This window comes from Pseudomonas sp. NGC7, assembly GCF_047159675.1.
In the GTDB taxonomy this organism is placed as follows: domain Bacteria; phylum Pseudomonadota; class Gammaproteobacteria; order Pseudomonadales; family Pseudomonadaceae; genus Aquipseudomonas; species Aquipseudomonas kermanshahensis.
Genome location: NZ_BAAFZY010000001.1, coordinates 5024274 through 5036435, shown reverse-complemented (window position 1 = coordinate 5036435; position 12162 = coordinate 5024274). Strand labels below are relative to the sequence as shown.

Here is a 12162-nt window from a genome sequence, read left to right as displayed (position 1 = left end):
ATAGAGAGTGCGATGGGGTGAGCCTAGGGGCTGCATTTCAGCCGTGCAAGCGAGTTGCGTTGCGCCGTTGGTTGAGTTGAGCCAGGTAATTGCCCAGATGCATCAGCCAGCAGGCAGTGACAAAGGGGGCAGTGAGCCCGGCAACTGGCAGCAAATTGAACAGGGTTTGCAGCAGCAGGGCTAGCGCAATTGCCAGCAGCGTCACCCAGGGACGCTCCCGCTGCCTGCTGAACGCCAGGGCCGCCAATGCAGCGTTGAAACCGTACAGGCCCATCCATGCAGCCTGCGTTTGATCGGCCAGAAGAGCCACGCCTGCGCCGATGGCAGAGCCAATCACTGCCCAGGTTGCTGCGTAGGGGTTGGCAAGGTACATCCCGATTACGATCAGTAGGCCAGCCATTGGCTTGTCGAGCAAGAACACCTGGCCCACACCACGCAGCAGCGCATAAAGCGGGTCGGCTTCGACATAGGGTACGGTAGAGGGGGCGGCCAGCATCAGGGTGCCCCAGCCCAGCAACACAAACGGTGCCGTATAGGCGATCAGCAACTTGCCACCGCGCTTGCGCCATTGGTGGGTGATGATGCTCGACAGCCCACCGGCTGCGAGGATCAGCGGCGGCATGATCGCTGACCACGGCAGTACCGCACTGATCAGGATGCCGATCAGTACGCCGTTGTAACAGTACAACCCGGCCTGGCGGTCGGCGCGGTCGTAGCCGCGGCGCTGGGCGGTGAGCAGGCCTGCAAGGGCGCCGAGCAGGGCGCCGCCGACCAGGTTGGGGGCGGTCAGCAGGATGGCCAGCAGGCAGCACAGGCCGCACAAGGGGTTGCGCAGCAGCAGCACCTGGCTGAAGCCGTTGAGCAGCGCCGTGGCCCAGTCGGGGCACGGGTTGACGAAATTTTTGGTGTACATGGGCAGTCAGTGAGGTTGATTGAAAAGCGGTGGGCCTCTTTGGGCCTCGGTTTTCCGCAGGGTTTATGACGCTGAGCAAGGGGAGGGCTTTGCCCTCCATCGCAGGCAAGCCAGCTCCTACAGGGACCGCGTACGGCCTGTGGGAGCCGGCTTGCCGGCGAAAGGGGCGCAAAGCGCCCCCAGCGGTTTCAGACCAAGGTCTCGATCCGCAGCGTATTAGTCGAACCCGGCTTGCCGAAAGGCACACCGGCGGTGATCAACAGCGTATCCCCGCGGCTGGCCATGCCTTGCGCCTGGGCAATTTCCAGGGCGGTCGAGCAGATTTCGTCAACCTGACGCAGGCGGTCGTTGACCACCGAATGCACACCCCAGGCCACGCTCAGGCGGCGCGCTGTGTTCAGGTTCGGCGTCAGGTTGAGGATCGGCGCCCGTGGTCGCTCGCGGGCGGCACGCAGCGTCGAGGCGCCCGACTCGCTGTAGTTGACCAGCACCGCCACCGGCAGAATGCCGCTGATACGGCGGATCGCGCAGCTGATGGCGTCCGATACGGTGGCTTCGGCTTTGGGCCGGCCAACGTCGAGCTGGGCCTGGTAGTCGGGGCCGTTTTCCACTTGGCGGATGATCTTGCTCATCATCTGCACGGCTTCCAACGGGTAGTCACCCGACGCAGTCTCGGCCGACAGCATCACCGCATCAGCACCCTCGGCCACAGCGTTGGCCACGTCGGTGACTTCGGCGCGGGTGGGCGCTGGCGAGAAGCGCATGGATTCGAGCATCTGCGTGGCCACCACCACCGGTTTACCCAGCTGGCGGCAGGTGCCGATGATGCGCTTCTGGATCTGCGGCACGCTTTCGGCGGGTACTTCCACGCCCAGGTCACCGCGGGCCACCATGATCGCGTCTGCCAGTTCGGCGATTGCCTGCAGCTGTTCGACCGCCGAGGGCTTCTCGATCTTGGCCATCAGGTAAGCACGGTCGCCAATCAGCTGGCGCGCCTCGACGATGTCTTCAGGGCGCTGCACGAACGACAGGGCCACCCAGTCCACGCCCAGCTCCAGGCCGAAGGCCAGGTCGCGGCGGTCCTTCTCGGTGAGCGGGGAGAGGTCGAGCACCGCTTGCGGCACGTTGACGCCCTTGCGGTCGGACAACTCACCGCCGTTCAGCACGGTCGTGTCGATGGCGTCGTCGTGCTTGGCGGTCACGCGCAGGCGCAACTTGCCGTCATCGAGCAGCAGGTCCATGCCGGGTTCCAGCGCAGCGATGATCTCTGGGTGCGGCAGGTTGACCCGGCGGCTATCGCCCGGTGCCTTGTCCAAGTCCAGGCGCAGTGCCTGGCCACGTTGCAGTTGCACCTTGCCTTCAGCAAAACGGCCCACACGCAGCTTTGGCCCTTGCAGGTCCATGAGGATGCCCAGCGGGTAGTTCAATTGCTGCTCGACTTCGCGGATCCACTGGTAGCGCAGGGCATGGTCGGCGTGCTCGCCGTGGCTGAAGTTGAGGCGGAAGATGTTCACCCCGGCTTCGACCAGTTGGCGGATGTCGTCGATGCCGTTGATCGCAGGGCCGAGGGTGGCGAGGATTTTGACTTTTTTATCAGGCGTCATGATTGCGGAGTCTCGAGGATCAGAATGGCGCGGAAGTCGTTGACGTTGGTGCGTGTCGGCTCGGTGACGATCAACGCATCGAGCGCGGCGAAGTAGCCGTAGCCGTTGTTGTTGTCCAGCTCGTCACTGGCCGACAGGCCCAAGGCTTCGGCGCGGGCATAACTGCAAGGGGTCATGAAGGCGCCAGCGTTTTCTTCGGAGCCATCGATGCCGTCGGTGTCGCCGGCCAGCGCGTACACGCCCGGCAGGCCCTTGAGGTTTTCGGTGAGGCTGAGCAGGAACTCGGCATTGCGCCCGCCGCGGCCGTTGCCGCGTACGGTGACGGTGGTTTCGCCACCCGACAGGATCACGCAAGGTGCCTTGAGCGGCTGGCCGTGCAGAACGATCTGCCGGGCAATGCCAGCATGGACCTTCGCCACTTCACGCGACTCGCCTTCCAGGTCGCCCAGAATCAGCGGGCTGAAGCCAGCCTGGCGCGCTTTGACGGCGGCGGCTTCCAGCGACTGCTGGGGCTTGGCGATCAGTTGGAAATGGCTGCGGGCCAGAGCCGGGTCATCGGCCTTGACGGTTTCCGAGGCTGGGTTGTTGAGCCAGTCGATGACGGCCTTGGGCGCTTCGATGTTGTACCGCTTGAGGATGGCCAAGGCGTCGGCGCTGGTGCTTGGGTCGGCGACGGTGGGGCCGGAGGCGATGACCGTGGCCAGGTCGCCCGGTACATCGGAAATGGCATAGGTGTAGACCGTGGCTGGCCAGCAGGCCTTGGCCAGGCGGCCACCCTTGATCGCCGAGAGGTGCTTGCGCACGCAGTTCATCTCGCCGATGGTGGCGCCGGACTTGAGCAGCGCCTTGTTGATGTGTTGCTTGTCGGCCAGGGTCAGGCCCTCGGCGGGCAGTGCCAGCAGTGCCGAACCACCGCCAGAGAGCAGGAAGATGACACGGTCGTCTTCGTTCAGGTTGCTGACCAGCTCCAGCACGCGCTTGGCCACGGCCAAGCCGGCAGCATCAGGGACCGGGTGAGCGGCTTCGACCACCTCGATTTTCTGGCAGTTGGCGCCGTGGCCGTAACGGGTGACGACGAGGCCGGACACTTCGCCCTGCCAGCTTTTCTCGACCACTTCGGCCATGGCGGCTGCGGCCTTGCCGGCGCCGATGACGATGACCCGGCCGCTACGGTCGGCGGGCAGGTAGGGTTCGAGGACTTGGCGCGGGTGGGCGGCGGCGATGGCTGTGTCGAACAGCTCGCGAAGAATTTTTTGCGGATCGACCGACATGGCAGGCTCCCAAATTATTGTTGTTCTGCAGAATCGAAAACGCCCCTGGAACTGCCTCCGTGCAGGCCGAACCAGGGGCGGGTGTTGCTCGGTGTTGGGTCAGAGACCCTGGGGGCGCTTTGCGCCCCTTTCGCGACACAAGGCCGCTCCTACCTGAGACCGCGATCCCTGTAAGAGCGGCCTTGCGTCGCGAAAGGGCTGCAAAGCAGCCCCAAATTCAGCTTACTTGTCGTCGCGGATCGAGAAGTTGGCCATGTGCTCCAGGCCTTTGATCAGCGCCGAGTGGTCCCAGTTGCCGCCACCCAGGGCCTGGCAGGTGTTGAACACTTGCTGGGCGTTGGAGGTGTTGGGCAGGTTGATGCCCAGTTCCTTGGCGCCTTGCAGGGCCAGGTTAAGGTCCTTCTGGTGCAGGTTGATGCGGAAGCCTGGGTCGAAGGTGCCTTTGATCATGCGCTCGGCGTGCACTTCGAGGATTTTCGACGAAGCGAAGCCGCCCATCAGTGCTTCACGCACCTTGGCTGGGTCGGCGCCGTTCTTGGCGGCGAACAGCAGGGCTTCGGCAACCGCCTGGATGTTCAGCGCAACGATGATCTGGTTGGCCACCTTGGCGGTCTGGCCGTCGCCGTTGCCACCCACGCGGGTGATGTTCTTGCCCATGGCTTCGAACAGCGGCAGGGCGCGCTCGAAGGCCTTCGGGCAGCCACCGACCATGATGCTCAGGGTCGCGGCCTTGGCGCCGACTTCACCGCCGGACACCGGGGCGTCCAGGTAGGCGGCGCCGGTGGCTTTGATCTTCTCGGCGAAGGCTTTGGTAGCGGTCGGCGAGATCGAGCTCATGTCGATCACGACCTTGTTCGGGCCGACACCTTCGGCCACGCCGTTCTCACCGAACAGGACGGCTTCCACCTGCGGGGTGTCGGGGACCATGACGATGATGAATTCAGCTTCCTGGGCCACTTCTTTCGGGTTGGCCAGGGCCACCGCGCCAGCGGCGATCAGGTCGGCCGGGGCGGCGTCGTGGTGGGTGGAAACGAACAGGCTGTGACCTGCTTTTTGCAGGTTCTGAGCCATGGGCTTGCCCATGATGCCGGTGCCGATAAAGCCGATTTTAGCCATGATAAATGTGCCTCTTTATAGTTGTTGATACCTAATCGCGGGGCTGCCACAAAACCCTGTGGGAGCGGGCTTGCCCCGCGAATGCGGTCGGTCAGGCAATGGAAGTGTCTTTGCGGGCGCTTTCGCGGGACAAGCCCGCTCCCACATGGGTCTTCAGCCAGCCCAGGCCCGCTTCAGTGGTGGTCAGCGGCTTGTACTCTGCGCCCACCCAACCCTGGTAGCCGATGCGGTCCAGGTGCTCGAACAGGAAGCGGTAGTTGATCTCGCCGGTGCCTGGCTCGTTGCGGCCTGGGTTGTCGGCTAGCTGGATGTGGTTGATCAGTTTCAGGTTGGCTTCCATCGTGCGAGCCAGGTCACCTTCCATGATCTGCATGTGGTAGATGTCGTACTGCAGGAACAGGTTGTCGCTGCCGACTTCGGCCTGGATTTCCAAGGCTTGCTTCGTGGTATTCAGGTAGAAGCCTGGGATGTCGCGGGTGTTGATCATTTCCATGACCAGGCGGATGCCGGCGGCTTTCAGTTTTTCGGCGGCAAACTTCAGGTTGTCGACGAAGGTCTTGCGCACGTCGGCGCATTGCAGGCCTTGCGGGCGGATGCCGGCCAGGGCGTTGACCTGGGTGTTGCCCAGGACCTTGGCGTATTCGATGGCCTTGTCGACACCGGCGCGGAACTCTTCAACGCGGTCGGGGTGGCAGGTGATGCCACGCTCGCCTTTGGCCCAGTCGCCGGCCGGCAGGTTGAACAGCACCTGGGTCAGGCCGTGCGCATCGAGCTGCTGTTTGATTTCGGCCGCGCTGAAATCGTACGGGAAGAGGTATTCGACGCCGCTGAAACCAGCATCGGCGGCGGCCTTGAAGCGGGCCAGGAAGTCCTGTTCGGTGAACAGCATGGACAGGTTGGCAGCGAAGCGAGGCATGAGTTGTCTCCTTGCGATGAAGGCCCCCAGGGCATGCCTGGGGGCGTCAGGCGATCAGTCCAGCATCGAGATGGCGGTTGGCGCGTCGTTACCGACCAGAGCCAGGTCTTCGAACTCGTTGACCGCGTTGATCTCGGTGCCCATGGAAATATTGGTCACACGCTCGAGAATCACTTCAACCACCACCGGCACGCGGAACTCTTCGGCCATCTTCTGCGCCTTGAGCAGGGCAGGGGCGATTTCGCCTGGCTCGAATACGCGGATGGCCTTGCAGCCCAGGCCTTCGACCACGGCGACGTGATCGACACCGTAGCTGGCGGCGTCGCTGGAGTTGATGTTCTCAAACGCCAGTTGTACACAGTAATCCATGTCGAAGCCACGCTGCGCCTGGCGGATCAGGCCGAGGTAGGCGTTGTTCACCAGCACGTGGACGTATGGCAGGTTGAACTGCGCGCCGACTGCCAGCTCTTCGATCATGAACTGGAAGTCATAGTCACCCGACAGGGCGACCACTTTGCGCGATGGGTCGGCCTTGACCACACCCAGTGCGGCAGGGATGGTCCAGCCCAGCGGGCCAGCCTGGCCGCAGTTGATCCAGTGACGTGGCTTGTACACGTGCAGGAACTGCGCGCCGGCGATCTGCGACAGGCCGATGGTGCTGACGTAGGTGGTGTCCTTGCCGAACACCTGGTTCATCTCTTCGTACACGCGCTGCGGCTTGACCGGCACGTTGTCGAAGTGGGTCTTGCGCTGCAGGGTGGCTTTGCGTTCTTGGCAGTCTTCCAGCCAGGCCTTGCGGCACTTGAGCTTGCCAGCGGCTTTCCATTCGCGGGCTACTTCGAGGAACACGTCCAGTGCTTTACCAGCGTCCGACACGATACCCAGGTCTGGGGTGAATACGCGGCCGATCTGGGTCGGTTCGATGTCCACGTGCACGAACTTGCGGCCTTCGGTGTAGACGTCGACGGAGCCGGTGTGGCGGTTGGCCCAACGGTTACCGATGCCGAACACCAGGTCGGATTTGAGCAGGGTGGCGTTGCCGTAGCGGTGCGAGGTCTGCAGGCCGACCATGCCGACCATCAGGGCGTGGTCGTCCGGGATGGTGCCCCAGCCCATCAGGGTCGGGATGACCGGTACACCGGTCAGTTCAGCGAACTCGACCAGCTTGTCGCTGGCGTCGGCGTTGATGATGCCGCCGCCTGCAACCAGCAGTGGGCGCTCGGCGTCATTGAGCATTGCCAGGGCTTTTTCGGCCTGTACACGGGTGGCGGATGGCTTGTTGACGGCCAGCGGCTCGTAGGCGTCGATGTCGAATTCGATTTCAGCCATCTGCACGTCGAACGGCAGGTCGATCAGCACAGGGCCTGGGCGGCCGGTGCGCATTTCATAGAAGGCCTTCTGGAACGCGTAAGGCACTTGGCCTGGCTCCAGCACGGTGGTCGCCCACTTGGTCACCGGCTTGACGATGCTGGTGATGTCGACGGCCTGGAAGTCTTCTTTGTGCAGGCGTGCACGCGGGGCCTGGCCAGTGATGCAGAGAATTGGGATGGAGTCGGCCGACGCACTGTACAGGCCGGTGACCATGTCGGTGCCGGCAGGGCCGGAAGTGCCGATGCACACGCCGATGTTGCCTGGGTTGGCACGGGTGTAGCCCTCGGCCATGTGCGAGGCACCTTCAACGTGGCGAGCGAGGACGTGATCGATGCCACCGACTTTTTTCAGGGCCGAGTACAGCGGGTTGATGGCAGCCCCTGGGATGCCGAACGCGGTATCTACACCTTCACGGCGCATGACCAGAACGGCTGCATCGATTGCTCTCATTTTGCTCATGGGTTGTGCCTCATCGATTTTGTAATTGTATACAACTTGCTGTGCGACAGAGTGTATTCACGCCTGTGCGCTTAGGTCAATGGATTTTCATCGGGGAGAATGGCTTTCGTCGGAGCGCCCGTGAAAACGGCGTTCTGTCGGATCGAGTACGATCGTTTTAAAATATTGTATACAAAAATATCTTCTGTTGTGTTCTATTTGCGCTATTGGTTTTCAACTGCCCTTAGGGCTTCTCACAACAAGAAGAGGACCTTTTCATGAACGTTCTGAACCTGAAAGTCGCGGTAAGCCTGGTCAATGCTGCGCTGGCGGCAGGCCGCCAGATCAACGCTGCGCCGTTGACTGTGGCGGTGCTCGATGCGGGCGGGCACTTGCTGGCGCTGCAGCGCGAGGATGGCGCTAGCCTGATTCGGCCGGAAGTGGCCACCGGTAAGGCCTGGGGGGCAATTGCCCTGGGCAAGGGCTCACGCTTGTTGGCGCTGGATGCGCAGCAACGGCCGGCGTTTTTTGCCGCGTTGAATGGGCTGGGGGAGCGGCCGGTGGTGCCGGCACCGGGGGGTGTGCTGATTCGTGATCAGGACGGCAAGGTGCTGGGTGCGGTGGGGATCAGCGGGGATACGTCGGATATCGACGAGCAATGCGCAATCAGTGCGATCGAGGAAGTTGGGTTGAAGGCGGATGCGGGGGTGGCTGCGTAAGGCTTTAGATTGCTGGGGCCGCTTTGCGGCCCAATCGCGACGCAAGGCCGCTCCTACAAGGGACCGCGTAACCCCTGTAGGAGCGGCCTTGTGTCGCGATGGGCTGCAAGGCAGCCCCACTGGCCCTGTCAGGCCGCCTCAGGCTCACAGCCCTTGAGCACCAGCCGAATGATGGTCTCGGCCGCCGCGTCATAATCACTCTCGGCCAGCTTGGCCTTGCCCGTCACCGCCGAAATCTGCCAATCGAAATCGGCATAGGTCTGGGTCGCCGCCCAGATGCTGAACATCAGGTGATGCGCATCCACATTGGCGATCTGCCCGCGCTCGATCCAGCCCTGGATGCACTCGATATTGTGCCGTGCCTGCTCGTTGAGCTGCTCGACCTGGTTGGGCGACAAATGCGGCGCACCGTGCATGATCTCACTGGCAAACACCTTGGAGGCATGCGGCAAATCGCGGGAAATGCGGATTTTCGAGCGAATGTAGGCACTCAGCACTTCTTTAGGGTCACCGTCAGCATTGAACGGCGTCGAGGCCTGCATGATCGGCGCGATGATGCTCTCCAGGACCTCGCGGTAGAGGTTGTCCTTGGACTTGAAGTAGTAATACACGTTCGGCTTGGGCAGGCCGGCCTTGGCCGCGATATCGCTGGTCTTGGTGGCGGCGAAGCCCTTGTCGGCGAATTCCTCGCTGGCCGCGCGCAGGATCAATTCCTTGTTGCGCTCGCGAATGGTGCTCATTGTCAGGGATCTTCCTCGTGTCTGGCCACCTCTAAGAGGGATCGGGCATGTTAGCACCGCGGTTGAAGGGCGCTCAAGGCAGCGACTTTCGGCTAGACTCCGGCACATTCATTTCACGGGAAACAGGCACATGGCAGGAAGCAGTCTACTGGTACTGATCGACGACATCGCCACGGTACTCGACGACGTGTCGTTGATGACCAAGGTCGCGGCGAAAAAGACGGCCGGCGTGCTGGGGGACGATTTGGCGCTCAATGCCCAGCAGGTGACCGGCGTGCGCGCCGAACGCGAAATCCCGGTGGTCTGGGCGGTGGCCAAAGGCTCGTTCGTCAACAAGGCGATCCTGGTGCCGGCGGCGTTGCTGATCAGCGCCTTCATCCCCTGGGCGGTGACGCCGTTGCTGATGGTCGGTGGCGCGTACCTGTGCTACGAGGGGTTCGAGAAGCTGGCGCACAAGTTCTTGCACAGCAAGGAAGAGGACAGCGCGCAGCATGAGGCCCGCAAGGAGGCCGTGGCCGACGCCAGTGTCGACCTGGTCGCCTACGAGAAGGCCAAGATCAAGGGTGCGGTGCGCACCGACTTCATCCTGTCGGCCGAGATCATTGCCATCACCTTGGGGATCGTGGCGGATTCGCCGCTGCCCCAGCAGATCATCGTGCTGTCGGGCATCGCCGTCGTCATGACGGTTGGCGTTTACGGGCTGGTGGGCGGCATCGTCAAGCTCGATGACCTGGGCCTGTGGATGACCCAGAAAGCATCCAAATTATCCCAGGCGGTCGGTAACGGCATCCTGCGCGCCGCGCCCTACATGATGAAGAGCCTGTCGGTGATCGGGACGGCGGCAATGTTTTTGGTCGGCGGCGGGATTTTGGTGCATGGCATCGCGCCCCTGCATCATGCCATCGAGGCCTTCAGCGTGGGGCGCGGTGGTGGGCTGACCGTGGCCTTGCTCAACGGCGTGGCCGGTGTCGTGGCCGGGGCCGTGGTGCTGGCGGTGGTCAGCGGCGTAACGAAGGTGTGGCGCGCCGTCAGGGGCTGACGACCACGCCGTTTTCCTCCGGCTTCCAGGCCAGCAGGCCCTTGCTGAAGCCGTAGGCGGCGCTCTGGTAGTAGGCAATGGCCCGGCGTACCAGCGGGTTGTCGTTGCCCACGGTGGTTTCATGGCTGTTGCCCAAGGCGTCTTCATGCACGCGCATGCCACCGCGTGGGCTGAGGATGGCCAGGTTTTTGCCGTCGAACAGGCCTAGGTGCTGGTAGTTGCCGATCAGTACGCGAGGTGGCAGTGCATCTTCCTTGAGCAGGTCGCGGCCGAAAAAGGTCGAGGTGTAGTCAAGGTTGAGCAGGCCGAGCACGGTCGGCGCCAGGTCGATCTGGCTGGCCAGCTTGGCATCCTCTCGGGGCGCGATGAGCTTGGGTGCATAGATCCATAACGGGATCTGGTAATTGCTCACCGGCAGGTCTTCCACGCCAGCGCTGCCAGCGGTGTGGTCGGCGACGAAGATGAACAGCGTGTTGTCGAACCACGGCTTGTGCTTGGCTGCCTGCAGGAACTGCGCGATGGCATGGTCGGTGTACTTCACCGCACCTTCACGGCCATCACCGGATGGAATGTCGATGCGGCCTTCCGGGTAGGTGTAGGGGCGATGGTTGGACGTGGTCATCAGTTGCAGGAAGAACGGCTGCTGCTTGGCATGGTCAGCGTCGGCCAGCTTCAGGGTTTGCCGATACAGGTCTTCATCGGCCATGCCCCAGGCGTTCTTGAAGCTGATTTCGCTTTCATCGATGCTGCTCTGGTCGACGATGCGATAGCCATTGCCACTGAAGAACGCGTTCATGTTGTCGAAGTAGCCGCGCCCACCGTAGACGAACACGGCATCGTAGCCCCTGGCCGTCAACTGCTGGCCGAGGCTGGCATAGCCGCTTTCGCGACCGATGCGCTTGACGATCGAGCGCCCCGGGGTTGGCGGAATCGACAGGGTGATGGCTTCCAGGCCGCGGTCGGTGCGGGTGCCGGTGGCGTAGAAATTGTTGAAGTACAGGCTTTCGCTGCGCAAGGCGTCGAGGTTGGGCGTGAGGTTGCGCGCGTCGCCGTTGCTGCCCATGTATTTGGCGCTGAAGCTTTCGAGGGTCACCAGGATGATGTTCGGGGTGCGCTGTGGGCCATGGGCGCTGATGTGGCGGCGAATGTCCTGTGGCTCCTGGCCCTGGAAGCGGACGTCGGGTTCGGCCAGTTCCTGATGCATGTGCACGCCGACGTCAGCTGCGTCGAGGCTGGCATAGAACTGCGTGTAGTCCAGTTCATTGTTACGGAAGGCGGCGAAGAACTGATACGGGCCGTTGCTGGCCAGCTCGCGCTGGTAGGCGTTGCCGCCTTCGCCGCGCGGAAACTGCTGATCGATTACCACGCCATTCAGGCCAGCCAGCGCGGCCAGCAGGGCAATGCCCAGCACGCGTTGACGCATGCTCGCGGCGGGGGCGGCCAGGGCCTGGGCCAGTGGTTTGCGCAGCAGCACTGCCAGCACCACTGCGACCAACGCGATGGCGCTGAGCAGCGTGGGCAATGGGTAGGATTCGCGGATGTTGTCCAGTACTTCCTTGGAGTAGACCAGGTAGTCGACGGCGATGAAGTTGAAGCGCACACCGAATTCGTCCCAGAACAGCCATTCCGACACTGCGACGAACAGCATCACGAACAGGCTGACCACCAGCAGCCCGGTCAGCAGCCCACGATGGGCGCGCGTACGCCACAGCGAGGTCGGGCAAAGCGCCAGGCATACGCCGATCGGCAGGGCAGCATAGACAAGAAAACTCAGGTCGTAGATTGCCCCGTCAAAAAACAATGAGAAGTAATTACCGCTGACTTCATCCAGGTGGGTTACCAGCAATACCAACCGCGTCAGTAGGAAAATGCCGAACCAGAGTGAGCAAAGTAGTACCAAGTAGCGCCAAGGGGCGGCGAGGGTAGTGCGCATCAAATAGCCCTGTTGTCTTTTTTAGTTGTGCAGAGGGCGGCAGGTTAGATGAGCGTTTGCAAAAAAAATGTCAAAATTTTGCGGTGCGCATAGAGAAAGTCA

The 12162-nt window shown here is 62.5% G+C and carries 10 protein-coding genes; 2 read left to right on the top strand and 8 right to left on the bottom strand.

What is annotated here, in order from left to right; translation table 11 throughout:
* Positions 1–37: 37 nt before the first annotated feature.
* The 6 genes from ACMCNM_RS22400 to gcl all read right to left on the bottom strand — a co-directional run bounded on the left by ACMCNM_RS22400 (position 38) and on the right by gcl (position 7650).
* On the bottom strand, positions 38–913 hold the full coding sequence (locus tag ACMCNM_RS22400) for an urea transporter (protein ID WP_412765444.1): 876 nt from the start codon (positions 911–913) through the stop codon (positions 38–40).
* A gap of 188 nt (positions 914–1101) precedes the next feature.
* Entirely contained in the window at positions 1102–2517 is a 1416-nt protein-coding gene (gene pyk, locus ACMCNM_RS22395) for a pyruvate kinase (RefSeq protein WP_186704044.1), read from the bottom strand.
* Positions 2514–3788: a glycerate kinase gene (locus ACMCNM_RS22390; RefSeq protein WP_099428673.1), complete on the bottom strand. Its 1275-nt coding sequence runs from the start codon at positions 3786–3788 to the stop codon at positions 2514–2516. Before ACMCNM_RS22390 ends, pyk begins: the two co-directional genes overlap by 4 nt.
* A 222-nt stretch (positions 3789–4010) precedes the next feature.
* Positions 4011–4904: a 2-hydroxy-3-oxopropionate reductase gene (locus tag ACMCNM_RS22385; RefSeq protein WP_099428674.1), complete on the bottom strand. Its 894-nt coding sequence runs from the start codon at positions 4902–4904 to the stop codon at positions 4011–4013.
* A 91-nt stretch (positions 4905–4995) separates the two neighbouring features.
* A complete protein-coding gene (hyi, locus tag ACMCNM_RS22380; protein ID WP_186704045.1) occupies positions 4996–5820 on the bottom strand; it encodes a hydroxypyruvate isomerase in 825 nt (274 codons plus the stop codon).
* Between the two features lie 54 nt (positions 5821–5874).
* Positions 5875–7650 carry a glyoxylate carboligase gene (gcl, locus tag ACMCNM_RS22375; protein ID WP_027592968.1) on the bottom strand — a complete coding sequence of 592 codons (1776 nt, stop codon included), beginning with the start codon at positions 7648–7650 and terminating at the stop codon, positions 5875–5877.
* A gap of 257 nt (positions 7651–7907) precedes the next feature.
* On the opposite strand from gcl, the gene ACMCNM_RS22370 reads away from it, so the two are divergent.
* Complete coding sequence (locus ACMCNM_RS22370; RefSeq protein ID WP_099428677.1) at positions 7908–8348, top strand: GlcG/HbpS family heme-binding protein; 441 nt, start codon at positions 7908–7910, stop codon at positions 8346–8348.
* 128 nt (positions 8349–8476) lie between these two features.
* Here the strand turns inward: ACMCNM_RS22370 and ACMCNM_RS22365 are convergent, their stop codons facing one another.
* A complete protein-coding gene (locus tag ACMCNM_RS22365) occupies positions 8477–9088 on the bottom strand; it encodes a TetR/AcrR family transcriptional regulator (RefSeq protein ID WP_099428678.1) in 612 nt (203 codons plus the stop codon).
* A 130-nt stretch (positions 9089–9218) separates the two neighbouring features.
* Here ACMCNM_RS22365 and ACMCNM_RS22360 point away from each other — a divergent pair, with 130 nt between their 5' ends.
* Positions 9219–10127 carry a DUF808 domain-containing protein gene (locus ACMCNM_RS22360; protein ID WP_274887807.1) on the top strand — a complete coding sequence of 303 codons (909 nt, stop codon included), beginning with the start codon at positions 9219–9221 and terminating at the stop codon, positions 10125–10127.
* On the opposite strand, the gene ACMCNM_RS22355 is transcribed toward ACMCNM_RS22360, so the two are convergent.
* Complete coding sequence (locus ACMCNM_RS22355) at positions 10117–12060, bottom strand: LTA synthase family protein (protein WP_412765443.1); 1944 nt, start codon at positions 12058–12060, stop codon at positions 10117–10119. The two genes, ACMCNM_RS22360 and ACMCNM_RS22355, sit on opposite strands and share 11 nt — an antisense overlap.
* Between the last annotated feature and the right edge of the window lie 102 nt (positions 12061–12162).